This window comes from Flavobacterium lacustre (genome assembly GCF_027474525.2).
GTDB classification, from domain to species: Bacteria; Bacteroidota; Bacteroidia; order Flavobacteriales; family Flavobacteriaceae; genus Flavobacterium; species Flavobacterium lacustre.
The window spans coordinates 509745-533305 of record NZ_CP114882.2 but is presented as its reverse complement, the minus strand read 5'-3'; the positions used below and the strand labels follow the sequence as shown (position 1 = coordinate 533305).

The window sequence follows — 23561 nt, the reverse complement described above, 5'->3', positions numbered from 1 at the left end:
TATTTTCTACGAATACCTATATTTGAGTTTTAAATGAAATAAATCAGTTTTATTTTAGTTATCAATACAATTGTCCTTTTTTTGTTTGTCCTTTTTGTTATTTTTAGTAGTTGTTTTTTATATAAACTTACCCTCAATGTATATCAAAATTAAAGTATTAATAGCCCTCTTTTTTATATCAACATATTCATATTCACAAGAAGGAATTCCTGTTTATTCTGATTATTTATCAGATAATTATTATTTAATTCATCCTTCGATGGCAGGAGCCGCAAATTGTTCAAAATTAAGGTTAACGGGACGCAAACAATGGTTCAACCAAAATGATGCGCCAGAGTTGCAAACCTTAAGTTTTAATGGAAGAGTTGGGGAGAAATCCGGAGCAGGAATTATTCTTTTTAATGATAAAAATGGATATCATTCTCAAAAAGGGGTAAAATTTTCATACGCCTATCATATCATGTTTTCGAGAGATGAGATTGATTTAAATCAGTTGTCTTTTGGTATGAGTGCTGGATTAATCCAAAACCAATTAGATGAAACTCAATTTACTGATTTTGACCCGATAGTTTTTGGCCAAATTCAAAAAGACTCTTATTTTAATGTAGATTTTGGAGTTTCTTATAATTATTTAAATTTTTATGCCCATGCCACTGTTCAAGGTGCAGTTGAAACCAGAAGAGAACTGTATACCGAATTTGAAAGTGATAATCTCCGAAAATATCTTTTGAGTGCAGGATATGTTTTTGGAAATAAAGACAAGATTTTATGGGAACCTTCTATCATGTTTCAGGTAGTTGATCAAACTAAAGAAAAATCAATTGACCTTAATATCAAAGCATACAAAGAATTAGATTTTGGACAAGTTTGGGGTGGATTATCGTATCGAAGAAGTTTTGATGGAGCGGAATATTCTACTACAAGTGGTGTTTCAAAACAAAATCTGCAATACATTACTCCTATTGTCGGCGTAAATTTTGATAAATTTATGTTTGCTTATACCTATTCTAAGGTTTCTGGGGATGTAAAATTTGATACTGGTGGTTACCACCAAATTACACTTGGAATCAACTTGTTCTGCAGACCTGAAAAATACGATTGTAACTGTCCTGCAATTAATTAATTTAAACTTTATAACATGCTTATAAAAGCAGTCAACGGAAAATCACCCTCAATACCGGAGGATTGTTATGTAGCCGAAAATGCGACCATAGTAGGAGATGTGACTTTTGGTCATTCTTGCAGTGTGTGGTTTAATACCGTGATTAGAGGTGATGTGAACTTCATTAAAATTGGTAATAAAGTCAATATTCAAGACGGTGCGATTGTTCATTGTACGTATCAAAAACACCCGACAATTATTGGGAATAATGTTTCTATTGGTCACAATGCCATAGTTCATGGTTGTACCATTCATGACAATGTGTTGATTGGAATGGGGGCTATTGTAATGGATAATTGTATTATAGAAAGTAACGCTATTATTGCCGCAGGTGCTGTCATTACTCAGAATACAGTTGTAGCTTCCGGAAGTATTTATGCTGGTGTTCCTGCCAAAAAAGTAAAAGACATCGACCAATCTGATTTTGCGGGTGAAATAGAACGCATTTCGAATAATTACGTTATGTATTCGAGTTGGTTTAAAGAAGAGTAATGACCACTTTTGGAATGTTATAAACGGATTTTTTCAAAGAAAGAATTTTTATAACTTTCACTGATTGGGATTCTTTTTCGGCAATGATAACTTTGTTTTTCTGAATAGATTTTACATCTAATAAAAAACGAAAGTCGTATAAAAGTTATTTCGACCGAATTCAATATGCTGCGGGAGTCAATTACGATACTGGTTTTTTTAGAAATTAATAATCAAAGAATCAATAACAGCTCTGTTTCTTTTGGAGTGTCTCTTCCTGTCGAAAATACATTTTCGGCCATAAATGTGACCTATTCTTACGGGCAAAAAGGGAAAATCAGTAACGGTCTTATCAAAGAGAATTACCATAAAATATCATTGAATTTATGTTTAGACGGAATCTGGTTTGTTAAACGAAAATTCGAATAATTAGAAATCTATTTCTTCCACAAGATAGTTTCCTCCCAATATTTCTGATAGTACCTTTGGATTAGTATTGGTATAGAAAATGGGAGTTTTTTTTGTTTCCGAAGAAAAGCCGACTTTATCTCTCAATATGTTTTGCGTTTGTTTGGCAACCGCTTCACCAGAATCAATAATGTGAATGTGTGGTGGTAGTATTTTTTTTATTTGAGGAATCAAATACGGATAATGACTGCAGCCTAAAACTAAATAATCGATATTAGCTTCAATCATTGGGGTAAGGTAAGATTGGAGCAGTTGAGTCATTTCGGGTGAATTGATTTGACCGTTTTCAATTAGTTGTACCAATCCATAGCCTACTTGTTCAATAATTTTTGTGTCCTGGAACATCTCGGTGGTTTTATTGAATAACTCACTGTTCAGCGTACCTTTTGTGGCTAAGATACCTATGGTTTGTGTTCTCGAATTATTGGCTGCCGGTTTTATTGCCGGTTCAATACCAATAAACGGAATATCATATTTTTCCCTTAACTCTTGTATTGCATTTGTGGTTGCGGTATTGCAAGCAACTACAATGAGTTTGCAATTCATTTTAAGCAGAAAATCAGTGTTTTTCATGCTCAAAGCAATAATTTCCTGTTTTGATTTTTGACCGTAAGGCGCATTTTTACTATCTGCGAGATAGATGGTTTTTTCATTGGGAAGCAGTTGGTGTATTTCTCTCCAAATCGAAGTTCCTCCAATGCCTGAGTCAAAAATTCCTATAGGTTGGTCGTTGTACATATACACAAAGTTAGTTTCTTGGATTTAAATATCCTAAAAATATATGGTTTGGCAAAAAAAAACTGCTCTATCCTAATATTGGATGAGCAGTTTTTTTATAGTTTAAAAGAGTAGACTAGAAACCTAAATCTTTCTTAACGTCAATAGTCAAGTTTGGACCATCAGCAAGTAAAAGAGTAGAACCGTCAAGTACATATTGGAAACCTTTTGCTTTTCCAACTTTTTGGATAGAAGCTCTTACTTTTTCCATCAATGGTTTTACGATATCAGATTCTTTTTGTTGCAATTCTTTTTGAGCATTGTCTCTATAATCAACAATTCTTTTTTGCATTTCTTGCACTTCTTTAGAACGCTCTCCGTTTACAACTTCAGTAACAGTTGCAGCTTCTTTTTCGTATTGTGCTAATTTTGCTTGGTATTCAGTCACCATTTTTTTGTAGTCTGCATCATAAGTAGTACTCAATTTTTCTAATTGTTTTTGAGCATCTAACATAGCTGGCATTTTTGCCATAATTTCGCTTACATCAACGTGAGCAGTTTTTGCTTGGGCACTAATAGTTTGGTTTGCTCCTAAAATTAGTATTGCAGCAATTAATAAAGTTTTGATTTGTTTCATCGTGTTTAAAATATTAAGTAATTAATTAGTTTTTGTTTTTTCTTTTAATTTTTCTTCGTTCGCTTTTTTTAATGCTTCTCTTTCTTCTAATGTTTTTTTCTTCTTTTCTTCCAAAGCTTTCTTACGTTCCTCGATCACTTTTTTACGATCTTCCAGCGTTTTTGCTTTGGTGTCTATTTGTTTTTGTTCAACTTCCTTAGTTGCTGTTTTAACATTTTCTTCTGTTGGTGCTGCTTCAGTTTTAGTTTCAGCTATTTTAGCTGTTTCTGTTTTATCATCGGCAGGAGTCGCACCATTTTTTTTTGCTTCTCTATCCGCTAACACTTGATTTTTTCTTTCTTCTGCGGCTTTTTTACGTTCTTCAACTACTTTTTTGCGATCTTCCAGCGTTTTTGCTTTAGCATCTATTTGTTTTTGCTTAGCTTCATCAGCTGCTATTTTAGCAGTATCATTAGCAGGCTCTGTTGTTTTAGCCGTTTCTGTTTTAGTAGAGGCAGAAACCGTGCCATTTTTTTTAGCTTCTCTTTCGGCCAGAAGTTGTTTTCTTCTTTCTTCAAATTCTTTTTTCTTTTGTTCTTGAAGCAATTTTCTGTCAGCTATGATTTTGTCTCTTGCTGCTTTCTTTTCGTCTAATGCTTTTTGTCTTTCTGCCAAAATTGGATTTTCATCCAGCGCATCTTCTTTGTTTTCTTTTGCCTCTTCTTCTTTCAGCTGTTTCTTGCTCAGTTGCTCTCTTTTTTCAGCTCGATTCAATACTCGGATTACTTGATCGCTTACATCAAATCGTTTTGCTGCAAAAAGCATTGTCAAGTCAGAAGATTTGTCAAATATGAAATCATATTTTTTGGCTTCTGCAATATCCTGAACTGCGGTGAAAACTTGATCTTGAATGGGCTTTGCCAAAACTAATTTTTGTGCAATCAAATCGCCATTTGCACCAAATCTTTTCTGCTGATATTCTAATTTTTCATTCTCAAGAAACTTGATTTCTGTTTCTCTTTCGTTGATAAGTTCTTTGGTTAACAAAGGACTCTCCGCTTTCAAAGCTTCTTTCAGCTTATCGATTTCAATTTTTTTAGTTTCTATTTCCTGTTTCCATTTTTGAGCTTTTTGCTCTAATTGGTTTTGGGCCTCTGCATAATCGGGTACATTTTGTAATATGTATTCCATATCAATGTAACCAACTTTAGTTCCTCGGGTTTGTGCTTGGACAAAAAATCCTGTACTAAGGGCTAAAAATAGAAATAAAAATTGTTTTCTCATAGCTTTATTGTATTAGAAAAAATTAGATTAAATTCTAAAATTGTTGTCCAATGATAAAATGTGTTTCCCACCCGTTAGGTTTTGATTGTCCTGGTAAGGCATCGAAACCATGTCCAAAATCAATTCCTAATAATCCAAATGCCGGCATAAATACACGTAACCCAAATCCGGCTGAACGATTTAATGAAAAAGGATTATAGTTTTTGAACGTATCGTAGGATGAACCTGCTTCTAAAAACGTCAAGGCATAAATTGATGCCGATGATTTTAATGTAATTGGATAACGCAATTCTAAAGAGAATTTATTGTAAACACTTGCTCCAATTTGTTCTCCATTACTGTTAATTGGTGTTAAAGAGTTGTTTGGATATCCTCTTAATTGTATTGTTTCTCTACCATCCATAGAATAATTGGCCAATCCGTCTCCACCTAAATAGAATCTTTCAAAAGGAACAATACCTCTTTCTTGATTGTAAGCTCCTAAAAATCCAAATTCGGATAAAGTTCGAAGTACTAATTTACCATAAACTTTAGTATACCAATCTGCTTTGAATTTTATTTTATAATATTCTAACCAGTTGAATTTCTTTTGATCCACAATTGCAGGGTCTGCAACGGCATCTTGATAATTTGAAACGCTATTTGGATATGGATTAGTTGAGGTTGGAATGGCTTCTAGATAATCACCTGCATTTACCTGAATTCCATTCGTGCCTGTATAAGTTGTACCCGTGTGTTTGTATTTGTATTCTTGTTTGTCTCCTAATGCCGCATAATCAACTCCGTTTAGTAACGAATAAGGAGGCGTAAGTTTTGCCGAAATACTGAATTCCGATCCGTACATAGGGAAAATTGGGTTAGTTCCTTTATTACTTCTTGTTAATCCAACTGTGTACGCTAAATTTCTTGAAGCACCATTTCCAAAAGTAAATAATCCGGTATTGTAATTATTTAAATCATAGTGTTGGTAACTTATCGATTGTGATAAAACAAAATAATCATCAGGAACGGTTAACCTTTTGGCTAAACCTAAAGACAAAGTCAAGATATTAAAACTTTTGGTTTTGTCTACTCTTTGCGTGATGTAGTTGTTCAAAAATTGCTTGCTGTACGATATAGAAGAGCTAAATTGTACTGGTTTTTTCCCTCCAAACCAAGGCTCTGAAAACGACACACTATACGTTTGAAAGTAAGTACTTCCTTGTAATCGTAAAGATACTTTTTGTCCGTCACCCATTGGTAATGGTTTGTAAGCTTCTTTGTTGAACATGTTTCTGGCTGAGAAATTATTAAAGGACAATCCTAATGTACCTATAAAACCACCTCCGCCGTAACCACCTTGAAGTTCTATTTGGCTAGATCCTTTTTCTATCAAATTGTATTCGATGTCAACAGTTCCTGCGCCAGAATCTACATTTTTGAATTTTGGGTCAATCGCTTCCGGATCAAAAAATCCTAATTGTCCAATTTCACGAATGGTTCTTACTAATTCTTCTTTGCTGTATTTTTCTCCTGGTTTTGTCCTTAATTCTCTATAAATAACACGGTCGTTTGTTTTGTCATTCCCAACCACAGTTATTTTGTTGAAATACGCTATTGGTCCTTCAGTAACTCTAATCTCAAAATCAATGGTGTCGTTAGCTGTTTTTACTTCAACTGCATTAATATTCGAAAATAAATAACCATTATTTTGATACAAATTGGTAATGTCTTCACCATCTGGTTTTGATTTATCTGCAATTCTTTTTTCTAATAAAACACCGTTATAAATGTCTCCTTTTTTAACTCCTAAAACTCGGGTAAGTCCTTGGTCAGAATACACTGTGTTTCCTAGGAATTTGATATCTCCAAAATAGTACTTGTTTCCCTCTTCTACATTTATTTTAATGGTTAATGCTTTTTTGTTTTTATCGTAAGCGACAGAATCAGAGATAATTCTAGCATCTCTGTATCCTTTTTCTTTATAAGAATCGATTACTTTTTCTAAATCAGTTTTGTATTTGTCTTTTATAAATTTAGACGCTTTCAAAACGCGGGTTAGTTTCTTTTGTTTAGTGTCTTTCATTGCCTTGCGTAAGGTTTTGTCAGACAGCTTTGTATTACCCGTAAAATCAATTTCGTCAATTTTTACTTTTGTCCCTTTGTCAACAGTAACCACCATATTTACTCGGTTTATTGTTGTGGTGTCTACAATTGTATTGATGTTTACTTTGGTGTTGTAATACCCGTCTTTTTTGTATTTGTTTTCAATGTAGTTTCTGGTTGTAGTAATTAAGTTTTCGTTTACTACTTTATTGTTCGTTAGGCCGTTGTCTTTTATTAAAGCTTCTGTTTTGCTTTTCTTAACGCCTACGAATTTTACCTCGTTTAGTTTAGGTAATTCCTCTAAATTTAAGTCTAAATAAATACTGTCATTTTGGATTTTGTTTACGTAAAATGAGATTTCATTAAAAAGACCTAATTTACCTAATTTCTTGATGGCACTGCTTATTTCTTCACCTGGAACAGTGATTTCCTGTCCTTTTTCAAGACCCGAAAAAGTAACTACGGTTTGATTGTTAAAACTTATTTTACCAACAACATTTACATCAGCCAGAATGTATTTTTTTCCTTGGTCGAAAGGAACTCTATCTTGAGCTTTAATTTGAGAAAAACCTCCAAAAACTAATAGGGTAAGGACTATTTTTATGCTTTTATGTAACACTAAAAAATTATTTAATTTGTTCACTTGTTTTTCCAAATCTACGTTCTCTTTTTTGATAACTAACGATAGCCTCATATAAATCTTGTTCTTTAAAGTCTGGCCATAAGATCTCAGTAAAATATAATTCTGCATAGGCTATTTGCCATAACAAAAAGTTACTTATTCTATGTTCTCCACTGGTTCGTATTAATAAATCTACATCCGGTAAATTTTGCGTGTAAAGATGCTCATTTATAATTGAATCGTCAATAGAGTCTAATGAAATTATATTATTTTTAACTTTATTACTGATGTTTCTGACAGCATTTACAATTTCTTCCCTTGCGCCATAACTTAAGGCTAAGGTTAGAGTTAATCGGGTGTTGTTTTTTGTTTTATGGATTACATCTTGTAGCTCTTTCTGAGCGGATTTAGGTAGCTTTTCTAAATTACCTATTGCATTCAATTTAATATTATTCTCCTGTAAGGTTGAAAGTTCTTTTTTTAAGGAACGAATCAGTAATTTCATTAAAGTTTCTACCTCTAACTTAGGCCTATTCCAGTTTTCGGTCGAAAAAGCATATAAAGTCAGAAACTCTATTCCTAATTTTGCGCAAGCTTCTATAGTTGTTTTTACCGATTTTGTACCGCTTTCGTGACCCAAAGCTCTCAGCAACCCTTGTTGCTTTGCCCAGCGCCCGTTGCCATCCATGATGATGGCTACATGCTTGGGTAATTTAGTAGTATCTATAGTATTGAGTAAATCCATTTCTTTATTCTGCACAATAACACGGTTTGTTTCCAAAAGTATACGTCAGGGTCAGCCCCGAAAAAACATACCAGTCATTATTATTTAAGTTTCCAAATCGTAAGTTCTCTAAATTTTTATTTGTCGGATTACTGCCGTCAATGTCATCAGCAAATGTATATCTTGCTCCAACTTCTAAACCCAAAACAAAATTAGGGGTAATATTTGACTTTACGCCCAAAATTATCGGAATTGCGATTGCTCCGTGATTCGCATCTGATTTTGTTAGGCCATTGGCAAAAAATAAACCTTCGTAATATACATAACTTAGACCGGAATATACATATGGAGTAGTTTTGTTTTTAAGTTCATGAAGATTAAAATCAAAAAAATTAAACTCAAGACCAGCGGCGAATTCTTTGATGTTGTTTTCAAAATAGTAGCCTCTTTGGTTTCGACTGATTTCTTTCGAATCAAGATCGTTTGATTTTATTTTAGATTGTGTATAGGAAAACCGATAAGCATGTCTCGGACTTTTGTTCCATTTATAAAGAATTCCAATTGCAGGTTCGTTTGGTGCGATGTATGTCGTTGGGCCAATTTCTCCAATATAGTTACTTCCGCCTATGAAAACCCCAATCTCATGTATTTGAGCATTGATGGACATCAAAGGAAAAATAACAAACAATAACTTAAAAATTCTATTCATTTAATTAAAAATTGCGTGCAAATATAATAATTATCAATACGAATCAATACCCATTAGGCTAAATGTGTCTTTTTTGAGTAATAGAAATTATGAATTGCTGTTCAATAGGGATTTGATACAACAGAAACGGTAAAAACAGGAGGAATCGTATAGTATGAATTTAATAAATACCTAATTTCGTCTGTCTTCACCCCAAAGTAATTTGGTACGAAGTGTTTTCAAAAAAGTTTCTTCGGGAATTTCTACCATATTAATATGAAAAGGCGTTTTTTTAATCGTCAATACCGATTCATTTTTGACAGAAGCAACTCTTGAATCTAAGGAAACTAAGTATTGTTCTTCTCTTCCGGTAACGCGCAATCTGATTTCGGTTTCGTCCGGAACGACCAATGGTCTTGCATTTAAATTATGCGGTGCGATAGGTGTGATGACTAAGCTTTTTACGTTTGGAGTTAAGATTGGTCCACCACAACTTAACGAATATCCGGTAGAACCGGTGGGAGTTGAAACAATTAATCCATCTGCCCAATACGAATTTAAAAACTCACCATTAAGGTAGGTGTCAATTGTAATCATTGAAGTGGTGTCTTTTCGGCTAACCGAAATTTCATTCATCGCAAAATTAATATCTTGAAAAGCATCATTTTCTGGAGAACAAGACAAACTCAATAACGAACGCTCAGAGATGGTAAATTTTTTCTCGATGATAAATTGCATGAACTCCTCAATATTTTCTTTTTGAACAGTGGCCAAAAATCCCAATCGTCCTGCATTTATACCTAATATAGGTACGCCTGAATTGCGAACTAAGGTGGCAGCTCTCAAAATAGTTCCGTCTCCGCCAATACTGATTAGCATATCAAAACTTGCATCTAATTCTGTGTGGGAGGAAAAGGTTTTGTATTCTTCGTGGATGATTTTTTTTTCATTGAGCATTTTTAGAAACTCCAGCTCAATGATCATTTCAACATTGTTTTTATTAAAAAAACTAAAAATGTCTTTTATGATGGGTTCTGTGCTTACAAGATAATATTGTCCGTATATAGCTACTTTCATAGGATTGTTTAATCGGTTAATTGTTTAATGGTTTGTCTAATAAACGATTAAACTATATATTGAGATATTTATCTAAATAATCCGAACGCTCTTTTAGACTGTTAATGTAGTTGTCCTCATGATGTTCCGAAACAATTTCATAATTATACCTTCTAAAGGTTTGAATGATTTCGTTAAGTGCTCCCAGACTCACTTTAATAGTGATTTCAATAGTGTCGACATCAGAATCAGATACAAATAATCCTAAAAGTTTCCCGTTATTACTTTCTATAATTTGGGTAATTTGACTCATAGAATAATCCAAAACACCTTTTTTTACAATAATTATTCCGCCTGGCTCTTTCAAAAAAGGAGTTTCATGAAAAAATTTCATGATATCGCCTATTTCATAATAGCCTACATATTTATTATTTTCGTCTAAAACAGGAACAATATTAGTTTGGTTTTTAGCAAAAACTTCTAAAACATCCAGCCAAATCATATTGGTTCTGGCAAAAAAATGTTCTAAAGTGTATTTATAATCTCCAACTTTTTTGTCATTATCAAAAGTTTCTAAATCATCAGCAGCAAGACTTCCGATAAAAATACCTTCTTCGACTACCGGGAAATTTGAAAAGTTCAATTCATTAAAAAAGTCTTGAGCAGCCATAATCGTTTCCTGGCTGTCAATGGCTCTAAAATCATTGGTAATATAGTTTGTAATCTCTGTCATAAGTCATTCCTCAATAGTGCATGCAAAATAATCAAAAAAACGCAAAAACGGCTACCTTTTACTTTGTATTTTTGCCACTACAAATATAGTATTTCCAAAATTAATACCAGATTCTATGACAAAGTTAAGTGTAAATATCAATAAAATAGCCACTTTGCGTAATGCACGTGGCGGAAATGTCCCTGATTTATTAAAAGTAGCCACCGATATTCAAAAATTTGGCGGGCAAGGCATTACCATTCATCCGCGTCCGGACGAGCGTCACATTCGATATCAAGATGCCCGTGATTTAAAATCAATCGTTTATACCGAGTATAATATTGAAGGAAATCCAGAGAAAAGTTTTATCGATTTAGTGCTTGAAATCAAACCGGAACAAGTGACTCTTGTTCCTGATGCCGTTGATGCCATAACTTCAAATGCAGGTTGGGATACCATTAAACATGCTTCATTTTTAAAAGAGATTGTTCAGGAATTTCAGCGCAACGGCATCCGAACTTCCATATTTGTGGATCCGGTTCTCGATATGATTGAAGGTGCAAAAGCCATTGGAACCGAAAGAATTGAATTGTATACCGAAGCCTTTGCGCATCAATACAGTTTAGGGAATAAAAACGGAATCGAACCGTATTTAGAAGCTGCAATTTTGGCCAATCAAATTGGGTTGGGAATCAATGCAGGTCATGATTTAAGTCTGGATAACATTCAGTTTTTTAAACAAAATATCCCGGGATTATTAGAAGTTTCCATCGGACACGCGTTGATTTCTGAATCCATTTATTTGGGACTGGAAAATGTAATCAACATGTATTTACAAAAATTGAAATAGTTTTTAAAACCAATAAGAAATTAAGATGGATTAACTCAAAACTTAATTTCTTGATGGTTTATAACTTTAATTCCTATTCTAAAAAAATCAAATGCTCTACTCGAAAATAGAAGGTTCCGGAAAACCACTACTAATTCTTCATGGATTTTTAGGAATGTCCGACAATTGGAAAACATTAGGCGCTCAATTTGCGACCGAAGGATATCAAGTGCACCTGTTAGATTTACGCAATCACGGACGAAGTTTTCAGTCCGAGGCGTTTAGTTATCAAGTCATGATGCAAGATGTTTTGGCGTATTGTAAAGACAATTCCTTAGAATCAATCAATATTATTGGTCATTCTATGGGCGGAAAAGTAGCGATGCTTTTGGCAACAACACATCCGGAATTGGTCGATAAATTAATTGTTGCCGACATTGGTCCTAAATTTTATCCGCAACACCATCAGGATATTTTGGCAGGATTAAACGCAGTTGATTTCTCGGTAAAACCAAGCCGTAACGAGGTCGAAGAAGTGATGGCAAAATACATTCCTGATTTTGGAACCAGACAATTCTTGATGAAAAATCTCTATTGGAAAGAACCGGGACAATTAGCTTTCCGATTTAATTTAGCGGTTTTCAATACTAAAATGGACGAAATTGGAGTTGCATTGCCCGAAAATTTAATCTTTGAGAAACCAACACTTTTTATCCGTGGCGGAAATTCTAACTATATATTAGAATCTGATTTTGAAAATATCAAACATCATTTCCCGAATTCAATCATAGAAACGATTCCTAATGTAGGTCATTGGCTTCATGCCGAAAATCCGGCAGTATTTTATGAAAAGGTCGTTTCGTTTTTAAAATAAAGAAATCAAGTTTAAATTTTTATTACATTTATTCAAATTTTAAAACAAAAAGTTATGAAGCTATTGACCAGAATTCTCGTTACCTCAGGTTTAGTTTTGCTTATTGCCCACTTTATGCCGGGAGTTCATGTCGCCGGATTCACAACTGCTTTGATTGTAGCTGTTGTCCTTGGGTTACTCAATATATTTATTAAACCTATTTTAGTAATCTTGACTTTGCCCGTTACCATCCTTACTTTAGGATTATTTTTGTTGGTAATTAATGCGTTGATTATTTTATTGTGTACCAATATTGTAGGTGGATTTAGTGTTGATTCGTTTTGGACAGCCTTACTGTTTAGTATCGTTTTATCCCTTTCTCAATCTATCATGAATGGGATTTTAGGCGAAGGGAAATAATTGTTTTAACACGGTTTTGTGAGCGAATAGATTCATGATAAGTGTGAATTGAATACCTTTGTTTTTATATTTTCTGATTCATGTCAAAAATAAGTTACATCGTGCTATTTGTTGTGTTTGGTTTCTTTATGACGCCAAACACGGCTTTTGCCTGTGAAACTAAATCAGAAAAGCACTGCTGTAAAAAAGAATCTTCTTCCAAAAAAGAGCAGTCGGATTGTTGTCATGCAGCCAAAGATTCAAAACAGAACGACCATAAAAGCTGTAACGGAGGTTGTAAAAGTGTTTCCTGCAGTTACTCCTCAGTTCATTTGGGTTTGCCGTTGGTAGAATATCCCGATTTAAAAAATAACAGATTCCTTTTCTCTCCCGAGAAACAAAATTATTATTATTCAGAAATCTATGTTTCTTCTGATTTCCGATCCATTTGGCTTCCGCCTAAAATTGGTTAAATTCTTTTTGTGACAGCCATAAAAAGGTCTGGTCAGTTCCATAAATGCTATAAAAATAGTAACTTTAATCCATGGTAATTTACCATATAGCGCAGATGCTATGGCTTAAATAATCACTTGAAATTAACAAACAAAAACAAAAAAACATGAAAAAAATAATCATTGTATTAATTGTATTATTTACAGTTAGTACCACAGTATCAGCTCAGACAACAACTGTAACTTCTAAAAAAGAAGAGCAAAAAACGATGTATTCTTGCCCGATGCATCCCAAAGAAATGAGCATGCAAAAAGGGAAATGTTCTAAATGCGGCATGGCAATGATCGAAAAAGAAGACCAAAAAACCATGTATACCTGCCCAATGCATCCCAAAGAAATGAGTATGAAAAAAGGAGCTTGCAGCAAATGCGGTATGGACTTGGTTAAAACCAAAACATCAAAACGCAGTACAACTGTCAAAGGAAGTCAAGCAAGAACAACCGTAAAAACAAAATATATTTGTAAAATGGATGGTGCAACCGCTGAAAAAGCAGGGAAATGTCCTAAATGTGGTATGGCAATGACTCCAAAAGAAAATGATGAAAAAGAAGACAATCACAACCATTAATTTTTTAAACAGCCTTGTATTTTTATGAGGCTGTTTTTTTTAATCCAAAATTATGATACATACATATACTATTTCTGGAATGTCATGCGATGGCTGTCGTTCTAAAGTAGAAAAAACATTAAATGCAGTTGAAGGAGTTCAGGCAACAGTTACACTCCATCCGCAAGAAGCCATTATTACAATGGAAAAACACATTCCAACTGCACAATTACAAGAAGCATTAGCAGCCGCTGGGAAATACACCATTACCATGAGTACTGCTGCTGATTCCCCTGATATATCCGAAAAACCAGCAGCTAAATCCTGTTGCAGCAATCCTGCCCATCAGCATAAAAAAGTAGTATTGCCCAGCACCGCTAACGGAAAATACTATTGTCCTATGCATTGCGAAGGCGAAAAAGTTTATGATACAGCAGGAGATTGTCCGGTTTGTGGTATGGATTTGGTAAAAGCCCAAGAGTTAACAGTGTCTAAAAAAATGTACACATGTCCTATGCATTCCGAAGTGATTAAGTACGGTCCGGGATCTTGCCCTATTTGCGGAATGGATTTAGTGCCAATAGAACCAACGGATAACGAAGAGAATAAAGCCTACAATGACTTATTGAAAAAAATGAAAATAGCAGTCGTTTTTACGGTTCCTATTTTTATAATTGCCATGTCAGATATGATTCCGAACAATCCGCTGATGAAAGTTATGGATACTACACAATGGAATTGGGTGCAGTTTCTCTTATCGCTTCCGGTTGTTTTTTATGCGTGCTGGCTGTTTTTTGTACGCGCTTGGAAATCAGTAATAACGTGGAACTTAAACATGTTTACCCTCATCGGGATTGGTTCTGGTGTCGCTTTCCTGTTTAGTATAATTGGATTATTTTTTCCGGATATTTTTCCCGTTGAATTCAAAACCGAACACGGAGCCGTATTGCTTTATTTTGAAGCAACAACGGTTATACTAACATTGGTTTTATTAGGGCAATTGCTTGAAGCAAAAGCACACAGTCGCACGAACGGAGCTATAAAAGAATTATTGAAATTAGCACCAACCGAAGCCGTATTGGTTGTAAATGGAACTGATACCGTTATTTCGATTCATGATATAAAAAAAGGGGATTTATTGCGTGTAAAACCCGGCGATAAAATTCCGGTAGATGGAAAAATCACTGAGGGCGAAAGCAGTATAGATGAAGCTATGATAACAGGAGAACCCATTCCCGCTGACAAAAAAAGTGGTGACACCGTAATTGCAGGAACTATAAACGGCAACAAATCGTTTGTGATGATTGCCGAAAAAGTGGGAACGGAAACCTTGCTTTCGCAAATTGTACAAATGGTAAATGATGCGAGTCGTTCCAGAGCGCCAATCCAAAAATTAGCGGATAGAATTGCTAAATATTTTGTTCCAATTGTGGTGTTGGTTTCAGTGATAACCTTTTTGGTTTGGACAAATTTCGGTCCGCAACCGGCACTGGTTTATGGTTTTATCAATGCCATTGCGGTATTGATTATTGCCTGTCCGTGTGCTTTGGGTTTAGCAACCCCCATGTCGGTTATGGTGGGTGTGGGCAAAGGCGCACAATCCGGTATTTTGATAAAAAATGCCGAAGCTTTAGAAAAAATGAATAAAGTAACCGTTCTGATTACCGATAAAACAGGAACCATTACTGAAGGGAAACCATCGGTTGAGAAAATTTATGCGGTCGATAATCAGGATGAGTTACTGTTGCAAAGTATTGCTTCTTTAAATCAGTACAGCGAGCATCCTTTGGCGCAAGCCGTAGTGTATTTTGCGAAAGCTAAAAACACATCGGTACTGGCGGTTCCGGATTTTGAAGCCATTACGGGAAAAGGAGTTGTGGGAACGGTCGCTGCTGCAAAAGTGGCGCTGGGCAATAAACAATTGATGGAGCAAGTCAAAGCAGTAGTTTCGGAAGATTTAGAAAACAGAATTGTTGCAGAACAAAAACTGGGAAAAACTGTTTCGTATGTCGCTATCGATGGACGCGCTATTGGGTTTGTCTCGATTTTTGATGCTATAAAAACATCAAGTGCGGCGGCGATACAAGAACTGATGCGTCAAGGCGTTGAGGTTATTATGCTTACCGGTGATAATGAAAACACCGCAAAAGCAGTTGCGGAGGAGCTGGGTTTAAAAGGTTATAAAGCCGGTTGCCTGCCGGAAGACAAACTCAAAGAAATCAAAAAATTACAGTCCGAAGGGAAAATTGTTGCAATGGCTGGTGACGGAATCAATGATGCTCCGGCTTTGGCGCAAGCCGATATTGGAATCGCGATGGGCACCGGAACTGATGTGGCTATTGAAAGTGCCAAAATAACGCTCGTAAAAGGGGATTTACAAGGAATTGTGAAAGCCAAAAAACTGAGTCATGCGGTGATGAAAAACATCAAGCAAAATTTATTCTTTGCTTTTTTCTATAATGTATTGGGAATTCCTATTGCTGCGGGAGTTTTATATCCAGTTTTTGGAGTTTTGCTTTCGCCAATGATAGCGGCTTTGGCAATGAGTTTTAGTTCGGTTTCTGTGATTGCAAATGCGTTACGATTGCGAAATTTGAAACTATAATTGGTATAATAGCATTTGTTTCAGAGTCATAAGGAACGCAATTGCTGGCAATAACCTAAAATTTTAAGTAGTACAACCTAAGTTTTTGCGTCAAGGACGTAAAAGTTTACGTATGGGTACGTAAAATTTTAGGTTGTTAACGTAAATTTTTACGTCATGTGGGGTAAAATTTTAGGTCCTTGAGCTAAAATTTTACGTAAGGCAGCGTAAAAACTTGGGTCCTTGACGCAAAATTTTAGGTATAACTACTTAGTTAGTGGTGTTTTCTATCATGAAATGCAGCTCTGGCAATGTTTGCACAAATTTCATGACAACCTTAATTCCTTAAATGGATGCTTTGTGGGGCTTGGAGATTATTCTTTAACTCATTGGCATTGCTGTCAAAAGTTAGCGCGAGCCAAGAATTTCTTTCGAATCATTATATTCAATCCAAGATTTCATTCTTCCGATATACATTTTTAGGTAGTTTTCAGTCAAAAATATATTAGACCAATCAAACCGTTGCGATTGTATGCCGAGATAAAAAATCCAAATGGCTGCGGCAGCATCAGGAATCATTTTTATTTCTTCCTCGGATAGTGTTCTTTTGGTTTGATAACCCTTTAAAAAGCTTTGGACTTTTAGTTCGTATTCGTCTTTATTGACTTCGATATGAAATAGCTGTTTGCAAAAATAAGCAACATCAAAAATCAACAAGCCGTTTCCGCAAAAATCAAAATCAAAAATGGTGGGTTCGTTTTGGCCTTTAATGTTCATATTGTCATACCAAATATCCAGATGAACAATTCCTTTTGTGACCTTATTGGAGTCAATTTTTTCAAAGGTTTTACTGATTTTCTTGCTTTGCTTTTTGATGAATTCCATTTCCGGTATTGTCTCCGGGAAATATTGCTTTGCATATTCATACGGTAATTGAACCAAAGTTTCCAGATTATAATTGATGCGGTCAATACTCTGGTTAGCTGTTATTGTATGAATTTTTGCCATAAGCGAACCAATGCTGAAACAAGTCGCAGCATCCATGAATCGTATTTTTTCTCCTTCGGCAAAAGAAAAAAGTACAGCGTGGCGTATTCCTTCCGGCGCGTTAATGTCTTGTATAAAATTGCCTTTTTTGTCTGGAATAGGAAAAGAAATACTAGTGTGGTTTTCTTTTAGAAGGTGAAGCAAATTAATCTCTTCCTGGATTTGGGATTTAGAGCGCCAGTTATAGAAGTAAATGCGCAAAACATATTTTGTTTCGTTATCAGAAATGAAATATGTATGATTAATTCCTGTTCTAAACAATTGGCAAGTGCAGTTTTTGTTCAGACTGTATTTTTCTATAACCAATTGTCCTAAGGCTTTGGCTGAAAGTGTCGATGTTGTAACGGGAAAATGTGTCATTTTTTTTAAAATCGTTTGCATGGATTGCAAAGCTACATTATCAATTGGATTGCAAAGCTAAGTCTACAATAAAATGTTTTAAAGTGAGAAGTAATAAAAAGCGGGAACGTACAGTCTGACCCGTAGTTTTTACGGAGGGACACGCCCAAATTATTTTCAGTTTCTGGACTGTGATTTGGTCAAATAACCGCTTAAAATTCAAAATGGTAAAAAGCTTGTTTGGGTTGCAAAAATTTTATAATTTTGCCACCCAATTTTATCATGTAAATTAAAGAAGAAGATGGATATCAAAAGAGTAGCAATAGACGCTGTGAATGAAACGATTGTAATGACAGTTGTTCACATGGATTACAAAGGACAAGTTGCCAAAAGAATAAATGAAAAAATGCCTTTGGCCACTGTTAAAGGGTTTAGAAAAGGAGCGGTGCCTAAAGATCTTGTTGAAAAACAATACGGGAAAGCAATCAAACAAGAGGAAGTGAAGAAAGTGGTTGATTTGGCTTTGGAGCGTTTCGTACAATCGGAACGATTAAATCTTCTTGGAACGCCATTGGCTAAAGTAAACGAAGGTTTTGACTGGGATGCTGAAGAATTGGTTTTTGAATATGAAATTGGTTTGGTTCCTAACTTCGAATTGGATTTAGATGCTAAAAATGATATCATAAAATATGTAGTTACTGCTGATGATAAATTAATTGACGGACAAGTAGAGCGTATCCAAAAACAATTTGGAAAAGCAATTCCTCAAGAAGTTGTTGTTGCAGATTCTGATATTACAGGAACTTTTGCAAACGAAGAAAAAGGAATTAACAACGCTACAACTATTGCTTTAGCTATTTTTAAAGACAAAGCAACCGGAGATTCATTCATCGGGAAAAAAGTAGGTGATGTAGTTACTGTAAATACAAAAGGGTTATTTGAAGACGATCATCAATTGATGGATTACTTAAAAGTAAGTCATGATGATGTTCACGGTCTTGATATTGATGTAACTTTTACAATCGAAGCAATCAACGGAGCAGAATTGGCAGAATTAAACCAAGAATTGTTTGATAAATTGTTTGGACCTGGAAATGTAGCTTCATTAGAAGACTTGAAAGCAAAAATCAAAGAAGATGCTGAATCTCAATTTGCACAACAAGCAGACCAAAAATTATTAGGTGATGTTACGGAGTTTTTAATCGAAAACACAAAATTCGATTTGCCTTCTGAATTCCTTAAAAAATGGTTGCAAACTGTTGGTGAGAAAAAATTATCTCCGGAAGAAGCTGAAGTAGAATATGCACGTTCTGAAAAAGGATTGCGTTTTCAATTGATCGAAGGTAGAGCAATGGCTCAAAGTGATATCAAAATTACTTTTGAAGATTTGAAAGCTTTTACTACAAAATCAATCAGACAACAAATGGCACAATTTGGACAAACAAATCCTACTGACGAAGAAGTTCAAGGAATTGTTGCCAGAGTTTTGTCAAACCAAGACGAAGTAAAAAGACTTTCTGACCAAGTAGTGGCAGAGAAATTATTGGAATTGTTTAAAGAAAAAGCAAAACCAACAACTAAAGAAGTGACTTACGAAGAATTTATTGCTGCGTCTTACGGAGAATAAATTATAGTCGTAAAGTCAAATGTTATAAAGTCAAAAGTTGAAAAAACTCAAAAACGTATTTCGTTAGTTGTTTCAAATTTTAAGATTTTATTACAAATGCAAAACAATAAAAAATAGTTATATTTGAGCGTCAGAAAAAAAATTTTTTGGCGCTCTTTTGTTTGATGCTTTACATTATGTTTGAGCTACTTTCAAACTTTAGACTTTCAAACTTTTAAACTTAAAAATATGAACTACGGTAAAGAATTCAAAAAATTTGCTATAAAGCACCAAGGGGTTAACGCCATGTATTACGACAAAATCGTAAGCGCTATGAATCCTACAAACATGACACCTTATATCATCGAAGAACGTCAATTGAATATTTCTCAACTGGATGTTTTTTCAAGATTAATGATGGACAGAATTATATTCTTGGGAACAGGAATTGATGACCAAATTGCAAACATCGTTCAAGCACAATTATTGTTCCTTGAAAGCGCCGATGCTTCTAAGGATATTCAAATTTACTTGAATTCACCAGGAGGAAGCGTTTACGCAGGATTGGGAATTTATGACACGATGCAATACATCAAACCAGATGTAGCAACAATTTGTACCGGAATGGCCGCATCTATGGGAGCAGTTCTTTTGTGTGCAGGTGCTGCAGGAAAACGTTCAGCATTGCCACATTCTCGTGTAATGATTCACCAACCATCAGGTGGAGCACAAGGAGTTGCTACCGATATGGAAATCAACTTGCGTGAAATGTTGAAATTGAAAGATGAGTTATACAAAATCATCTCTCACCACTCCGGACAAACTTTCGAAAAAGTACACAACGACAGCGAACGTGACTATTGGATGATTGCTGATGAAGCAAAAACATACGGAATGATTGATGAGGTTTTAAGAAGAGGATAAATTATTAGTCGAAAGTCAAAAGTCATAAAGTCAAAAGCATTGCTCAGACTTTACGACTTTTGATTTTATGACATTAGACTAAAATAATGGCAAAACAAGTATTACAATGTTCTTTCTGCGGAAGGAAAAAACCAGAAACCAGTTTGCTGATAGCAGGAATCGATGCTCACATTTGTGATAAATGTATCGAACAAGCGCACGGAATCGTTCTGGAAGAATTAAAATCAAGCGGAAGTTCTAAATTGGTTGGGGATTTAATTTTAAAGAAACCAAAAGAAATCAGAGCATTCTTAGATCAATATGTTATTGGCCAAGACCAAACTAAAAAAGTAATGTCGGTTGCCGTTTACAATCACTACAAACGTTTGATGCAACAGCAATTAGACGATGAAGTAGAGATTGAAAAAAGTAATATCATCATGGTAGGGCAAACCGGAACAGGAAAAACATTGGTGGCTAAAACCATTGCGAAAATGTTGGATGTGCCTTTAGCTATTGTTGATGCAACGGTATTAACTGAAGCAGGTTACGTAGGAGAAGATGTCGAAAGTATTTTGACACGTCTTTTGCAAGCGGCTGATTATGATGTTGCCAAAGCGGAACGCGGAATTGTATTCATTGACGAAATAGATAAAATTGCCCGTAAAAGTGATAATCCGTCTATAACGCGTGACGTTTCCGGGGAAGGTGTACAACAAGCATTATTGAAATTATTAGAAGGAACGGTTGTGAATGTACCGCCAAAAGGAGGACGTAAACACCCAGACCAAAAATTTGTTGAGGTCAATACACAGAATATTTTGTTTATCGCCGGTGGTGCTTTTGATGGAATCGAAAGAATTATTTCGAAACGATTGAACCGTCAAGCGGTGGGTTATTCTACATCCAAAAATGTAGATAATATTGACAAAGACAATTTGTTGCAATATATTATTCCAAAAGATATCAAAGATTTTGGATTGATTCCGGAAATTATTGGTCGTTTGCCAGTTTTGACACACATGGATCCTTTAGACAGAGAAACCTTGCGTGCAATTTTGACACAACCAAAAAATGCGTTAATCAAACAATATGAGAAATTATTTTTGATGGATGAAGTAACTTTTACCATCACAGATGAAGCCTTAGATTTTATCGTGGATAAAGCATTAGAATATAAATTAGGTGCTCGTGGATTGCGTTCTTTATGCGAAGCCATCTTAACCGATGCCATGTATGAATTACCAAGTTCCGATACTAAAATATTAGAAATTGATAAAGAATACGCCAAAGTAACGTTGAATAAAAATTTATTGAAACGCTTGGAAATAGCTTCTTAAATTTTGAAAATGTTTATATTAAACCGGTTCCTTTTTTGAGCCGGTTTTTTTATGCCTGAGAATTATCTAATTTAGAGTTTCTGTAATTTACGGCAAGGAGATTTAATCTCGATTTTCGCTTTGTGAAAAAAAAACCGATATTCTTTTTTATAAGCAATAGATTGTCGATTTTTGCCCCTTGCAAATCAATTTAAATAAAAATGGCAATAGAAGATAAAGAGATTATTTTATTAAAAGTTTCTGGTCAGGATAAACCTGGAGTAACTGCTGGTTTAACATCCATATTGGCGAATTACGATGCTGTTATTTTAGATATTGGTCAAGCCGATATTCATGATACGTTGTCTTTGGGTATTTTATTCCAAATAAAAGCGGGTTCTTCTTCGGCGCCTGTTCTAAAAGATTTATTGTTTAAAGTATACGAATTAGGTATTAAAGTTAAGTTTATTCCGATTACAATTCCGGATTATGAAAATTGGGTAAAAGCACAACGCAAGCAACGTTATATCATCAATGTTTTGGGCGAATCATTGACAGCGGCACAACTGGCTGCCGTGACCAAAATAATGTCTGACCAAAATTTGAATATTGATTCTATCATACGATTAACCGGAAGAACGTCTATAGTAGACAAAGAAGAATATCCTCGTTCTTGTGTGCAATTATCTGTAACGGGTTCAATTGTCGATAAAACGGTAATGACCGCCAGTTTTATGGAGATTTCAAGAACTTTGGATGTAGATATCTCTTTTCAAGAAGATAATATGTACAGAAGAAACAGACGTTTGGTGTGTTTTGACATGGATTCGACCTTAATTCAAACCGAAGTAATTGATGAATTAGCAGATTTAGCAGGTGTGGGGGAGCAAGTTAGAGCAATCACAGAATCGGCTATGAATGGCGAAATTGATTTTAGCGAAAGCTTCAAAAAACGTATGGCTTTGTTAGAAGGGTTAAGTGAAGAGGTTCTGCAAAAAGTGGCTGAAAATTTACCCATAACCAAAGGAGCACATCGCTTGATGAAAGCTTTAAAATACTATGGCTATAAAACGGCTATTTTATCTGGAGGATTTACTTATTTTGGTGAATTTTTGCAAAAGGAATTAGGAATAGATTACGTTTATGCCAACCAATTGGAGATTAAAGAAGGTAAACTAACAGGAAAGTATTTGGGTGAAATTGTCGATGGTGCAAAGAAAGCCGAATATCTAAAAGCCATTGCCGAAAAAGAAGGGATTCACATCAATCAAACTATTGCTGTGGGCGATGGTGCGAATGATTTGCCTATGTTGAACTTAGCAGGTTTAGGAATTGCTTTTCATGCTAAACTAACGGTAAAAGAAAATGCAGCCACTTCAATTTCTAGCTTGGGTCTTGATGGTGTTTTATACTTATTAGGGTATCATGACAGACATATTGATATGATGGAAGAATAGCCAATACGGCAAAATAATAGTAAAAAACCTTAGTTCTTTTGAGCTAAGGTTTTTTTATGCATCAGATAAAAAACAATTGCAAACGATAATCGGATTTAAAATAAGTTGTAACTTTATTTTCCGAAATTTTAAAATCATAAAATGATAACTGTTCAAACAATACTAAAAGCACCCATCGAAAAAGTTTGGGAACTATGGATTTCTCCGCAGCACATTACACAATGGAATCACGCTTCAGCTGATTGGCATACGCCTTATGCTGAGAATGATTTAAAAGTGGGAGGGAAATTTAAATATACGATGGCTGCTAAAGACGGCTCGATGCAGTTTGATTTTGGAGGAAGGTACACCGAGATAGTCAATCATTCTTTGATATCGTATACAATTGATGACGGACGAAAAGTGAAAATCACTTTCGAAAGTCAAGAGAACGGCGTCGTGATTACAGAAAAATTCGACCCAGAAACAGAAAACTCCGAAGCGCTTCAACAACAAGGTTGGCAGGCGATATTAGACAATTTTAAAAAACATGTTGAATCTATTAATTTAAAATTATAATC

The 23561-nt window shown here is 34.9% G+C and carries 23 protein-coding genes; 14 read left to right on the top strand and 9 right to left on the bottom strand.

The window, feature by feature from the left end; all coding sequences use genetic code 11:
• Positions 1–136: 136 nt before the first annotated feature.
• The 3 genes from O6P34_RS02530 (at position 137) to O6P34_RS02520 (ending at position 2062) form a co-directional block, all read left to right on the top strand.
• Positions 137–1123: a PorP/SprF family type IX secretion system membrane protein gene (locus O6P34_RS02530; protein WP_269685761.1), complete on the top strand. Its 987-nt coding sequence runs from the start codon at positions 137–139 to the stop codon at positions 1121–1123.
• A 15-nt stretch (positions 1124–1138) separates the two neighbouring features.
• Positions 1139–1654, top strand: a complete 516-nt coding sequence (locus O6P34_RS02525) for a gamma carbonic anhydrase family protein (protein ID WP_269685760.1) — start codon at positions 1139–1141, stop codon at positions 1652–1654.
• A 165-nt stretch (positions 1655–1819) separates the two neighbouring features.
• Entirely contained in the window at positions 1820–2062 is a 243-nt protein-coding gene (locus O6P34_RS02520) for a hypothetical protein (RefSeq protein WP_269685759.1), read from the top strand.
• On the opposite strand, the gene murI is transcribed toward O6P34_RS02520, so the two are convergent.
• The 8 genes from murI to O6P34_RS02480 form a co-directional block, all read right to left on the bottom strand.
• Complete coding sequence (gene murI / locus O6P34_RS02515) at positions 2063–2839, bottom strand: glutamate racemase (protein ID WP_269685758.1); 777 nt, start codon at positions 2837–2839, stop codon at positions 2063–2065.
• A gap of 115 nt (positions 2840–2954) precedes the next feature.
• Positions 2955–3455 carry an OmpH/Skp family outer membrane protein gene (locus tag O6P34_RS02510; RefSeq protein WP_269685757.1) on the bottom strand — a complete coding sequence of 167 codons (501 nt, stop codon included), beginning with the start codon at positions 3453–3455 and terminating at the stop codon, positions 2955–2957.
• 21 nt (positions 3456–3476) lie between these two features.
• Positions 3477–4718 (bottom strand): OmpH/Skp family outer membrane protein, encoded by a 1242-nt coding sequence (locus O6P34_RS02505; RefSeq protein WP_349293440.1) that lies wholly within the window; start codon positions 4716–4718, stop codon positions 3477–3479.
• Positions 4719–4752: 34 nt separating this feature from the next.
• On the bottom strand, positions 4753–7497 hold the full coding sequence (locus O6P34_RS02500; protein WP_269685756.1) for a BamA/OMP85 family outer membrane protein: 2745 nt from the start codon (positions 7495–7497) through the stop codon (positions 4753–4755).
• The gene (gene uppS / locus O6P34_RS02495; protein WP_269686716.1) at positions 7430–8170 is read right to left on the bottom strand and encodes an undecaprenyl pyrophosphate synthase; all 741 of its coding nucleotides are present in this window, start codon (positions 8168–8170) and stop codon (positions 7430–7432) included. Before uppS ends, O6P34_RS02500 begins: the two co-directional genes overlap by 68 nt.
• 4 nt (positions 8171–8174) lie before the next feature.
• The gene (gene porG / locus O6P34_RS02490) at positions 8175–8858 is read right to left on the bottom strand and encodes a type IX secretion system protein PorG (protein ID WP_269685755.1); all 684 of its coding nucleotides are present in this window, start codon (positions 8856–8858) and stop codon (positions 8175–8177) included.
• A gap of 171 nt (positions 8859–9029) precedes the next feature.
• Positions 9030–9914, bottom strand: a complete 885-nt coding sequence (locus tag O6P34_RS02485; RefSeq protein WP_269685754.1) for an NAD kinase — start codon at positions 9912–9914, stop codon at positions 9030–9032.
• Positions 9915–9966: 52 nt separating this feature from the next.
• On the bottom strand, positions 9967–10626 hold the full coding sequence (locus O6P34_RS02480; RefSeq protein WP_269685753.1) for a CBS domain-containing protein: 660 nt from the start codon (positions 10624–10626) through the stop codon (positions 9967–9969).
• 115 nt (positions 10627–10741) lie between these two features.
• Between O6P34_RS02480 and O6P34_RS02475 the strand changes: the two genes are divergently transcribed.
• The 6 genes from O6P34_RS02475 (at position 10742) to O6P34_RS02450 (ending at position 16351) form a co-directional block, all read left to right on the top strand.
• Positions 10742–11455, top strand: coding sequence for a pyridoxine 5'-phosphate synthase (locus tag O6P34_RS02475; protein ID WP_269685752.1), 714 nt, complete (start codon positions 10742–10744; stop codon positions 11453–11455).
• 91 nt (positions 11456–11546) lie between these two features.
• Positions 11547–12308, top strand: coding sequence for an alpha/beta fold hydrolase (locus O6P34_RS02470; RefSeq protein WP_269685751.1), 762 nt, complete (start codon positions 11547–11549; stop codon positions 12306–12308).
• 54 nt (positions 12309–12362) lie between these two features.
• Positions 12363–12707: a phage holin family protein gene (locus tag O6P34_RS02465; protein ID WP_269685750.1), complete on the top strand. Its 345-nt coding sequence runs from the start codon at positions 12363–12365 to the stop codon at positions 12705–12707.
• Positions 12708–12787: 80 nt separating this feature from the next.
• Positions 12788–13159: a hypothetical protein gene (locus O6P34_RS02460; RefSeq protein WP_269685749.1), complete on the top strand. Its 372-nt coding sequence runs from the start codon at positions 12788–12790 to the stop codon at positions 13157–13159.
• Between the two features lie 146 nt (positions 13160–13305).
• Positions 13306–13767, top strand: a complete 462-nt coding sequence (locus O6P34_RS02455) for a heavy metal-binding domain-containing protein (RefSeq protein WP_269685748.1) — start codon at positions 13306–13308, stop codon at positions 13765–13767.
• Between the two features lie 52 nt (positions 13768–13819).
• Entirely contained in the window at positions 13820–16351 is a 2532-nt protein-coding gene (locus tag O6P34_RS02450) for a heavy metal translocating P-type ATPase (protein ID WP_269685747.1), read from the top strand.
• Positions 16352–16738: 387 nt separating this feature from the next.
• Here the strand turns inward: O6P34_RS02450 and O6P34_RS02445 are convergent, their stop codons facing one another.
• Complete coding sequence (locus tag O6P34_RS02445) at positions 16739–17737, bottom strand: phosphotransferase (RefSeq protein WP_269685746.1); 999 nt, start codon at positions 17735–17737, stop codon at positions 16739–16741.
• Positions 17738–18017: 280 nt separating this feature from the next.
• Here O6P34_RS02445 and O6P34_RS02440 point away from each other — a divergent pair, with 280 nt between their 5' ends.
• The 5 genes from O6P34_RS02440 to O6P34_RS02420 all read left to right on the top strand — a co-directional run bounded on the left by O6P34_RS02440 (position 18018) and on the right by O6P34_RS02420 (position 23559).
• Positions 18018–19343: a trigger factor gene (locus O6P34_RS02440; RefSeq protein ID WP_269685745.1), complete on the top strand. Its 1326-nt coding sequence runs from the start codon at positions 18018–18020 to the stop codon at positions 19341–19343.
• 228 nt (positions 19344–19571) lie between these two features.
• A complete protein-coding gene (gene clpP / locus O6P34_RS02435; RefSeq protein WP_269685744.1) occupies positions 19572–20246 on the top strand; it encodes an ATP-dependent Clp endopeptidase proteolytic subunit ClpP in 675 nt (224 codons plus the stop codon).
• 86 nt (positions 20247–20332) lie between these two features.
• Positions 20333–21565, top strand: coding sequence for an ATP-dependent Clp protease ATP-binding subunit ClpX (gene clpX, locus O6P34_RS02430; protein WP_269685743.1), 1233 nt, complete (start codon positions 20333–20335; stop codon positions 21563–21565).
• A 200-nt stretch (positions 21566–21765) separates the two neighbouring features.
• Complete coding sequence (serB, locus tag O6P34_RS02425; protein ID WP_269685742.1) at positions 21766–23001, top strand: phosphoserine phosphatase SerB; 1236 nt, start codon at positions 21766–21768, stop codon at positions 22999–23001.
• A 141-nt stretch (positions 23002–23142) separates the two neighbouring features.
• Positions 23143–23559, top strand: a complete 417-nt coding sequence (locus tag O6P34_RS02420; RefSeq protein ID WP_269685741.1) for an SRPBCC family protein — start codon at positions 23143–23145, stop codon at positions 23557–23559.
• The last annotated feature ends 2 nt before the right edge of the window (positions 23560–23561 follow it).

Excerpts from the sequence above, each read along its gene's own strand:
- O6P34_RS02525 (WP_269685760.1), top strand. The coding sequence starts at position 1,139 with ATGCTTATAAAAGCAGTCAACGGAAAATCACCCTCAATACCGGAGGAT.
- O6P34_RS02485 (WP_269685754.1), bottom strand. The coding sequence starts at position 9,914 with ATGAAAGTAGCTATATACGGACAATATTATCTTGTAAGCACAGAACCC.
- O6P34_RS02420 (WP_269685741.1), top strand. The coding sequence starts at position 23,143 with ATGATAACTGTTCAAACAATACTAAAAGCACCCATCGAAAAAGTTTGG.
- clpP (WP_269685744.1), top strand. The coding sequence starts at position 19,572 with ATGAACTACGGTAAAGAATTCAAAAAATTTGCTATAAAGCACCAAGGG.
- murI (WP_269685758.1), bottom strand. The coding sequence starts at position 2,839 with ATGTACAACGACCAACCTATAGGAATTTTTGACTCAGGCATTGGAGGA.
- O6P34_RS02505 (WP_349293440.1), bottom strand. The coding sequence starts at position 4,718 with ATGAGAAAACAATTTTTATTTCTATTTTTAGCCCTTAGTACAGGATTT.
- uppS (WP_269686716.1), bottom strand. The coding sequence starts at position 8,170 with ATGGATTTACTCAATACTATAGATACTACTAAATTACCCAAGCATGTA.
- O6P34_RS02520 (WP_269685759.1), top strand. The coding sequence starts at position 1,820 with ATGCTGCGGGAGTCAATTACGATACTGGTTTTTTTAGAAATTAATAAT.
- O6P34_RS02440 (WP_269685745.1), top strand. The coding sequence starts at position 18,018 with ATGGATATCAAAAGAGTAGCAATAGACGCTGTGAATGAAACGATTGTA.
- O6P34_RS02450 (WP_269685747.1), top strand. The coding sequence starts at position 13,820 with ATGATACATACATATACTATTTCTGGAATGTCATGCGATGGCTGTCGT.
- serB (WP_269685742.1), top strand. The coding sequence starts at position 21,766 with ATGGCAATAGAAGATAAAGAGATTATTTTATTAAAAGTTTCTGGTCAG.
- O6P34_RS02500 (WP_269685756.1), bottom strand. The coding sequence starts at position 7,497 with ATGAGGCTATCGTTAGTTATCAAAAAAGAGAACGTAGATTTGGAAAAA.
- porG (WP_269685755.1), bottom strand. The coding sequence starts at position 8,858 with ATGAATAGAATTTTTAAGTTATTGTTTGTTATTTTTCCTTTGATGTCC.
- O6P34_RS02475 (WP_269685752.1), top strand. The coding sequence starts at position 10,742 with ATGACAAAGTTAAGTGTAAATATCAATAAAATAGCCACTTTGCGTAAT.
- O6P34_RS02530 (WP_269685761.1), top strand. The coding sequence starts at position 137 with ATGTATATCAAAATTAAAGTATTAATAGCCCTCTTTTTTATATCAACA.
- clpX (WP_269685743.1), top strand. The coding sequence starts at position 20,333 with ATGGCAAAACAAGTATTACAATGTTCTTTCTGCGGAAGGAAAAAACCA.
- O6P34_RS02465 (WP_269685750.1), top strand. The coding sequence starts at position 12,363 with ATGAAGCTATTGACCAGAATTCTCGTTACCTCAGGTTTAGTTTTGCTT.
- O6P34_RS02510 (WP_269685757.1), bottom strand. The coding sequence starts at position 3,455 with ATGAAACAAATCAAAACTTTATTAATTGCTGCAATACTAATTTTAGGA.
- O6P34_RS02445 (WP_269685746.1), bottom strand. The coding sequence starts at position 17,737 with ATGACACATTTTCCCGTTACAACATCGACACTTTCAGCCAAAGCCTTA.
- O6P34_RS02470 (WP_269685751.1), top strand. The coding sequence starts at position 11,547 with ATGCTCTACTCGAAAATAGAAGGTTCCGGAAAACCACTACTAATTCTT.
- O6P34_RS02480 (WP_269685753.1), bottom strand. The coding sequence starts at position 10,626 with ATGACAGAGATTACAAACTATATTACCAATGATTTTAGAGCCATTGAC.
- O6P34_RS02460 (WP_269685749.1), top strand. The coding sequence starts at position 12,788 with ATGTCAAAAATAAGTTACATCGTGCTATTTGTTGTGTTTGGTTTCTTT.
- O6P34_RS02455 (WP_269685748.1), top strand. The coding sequence starts at position 13,306 with ATGAAAAAAATAATCATTGTATTAATTGTATTATTTACAGTTAGTACC.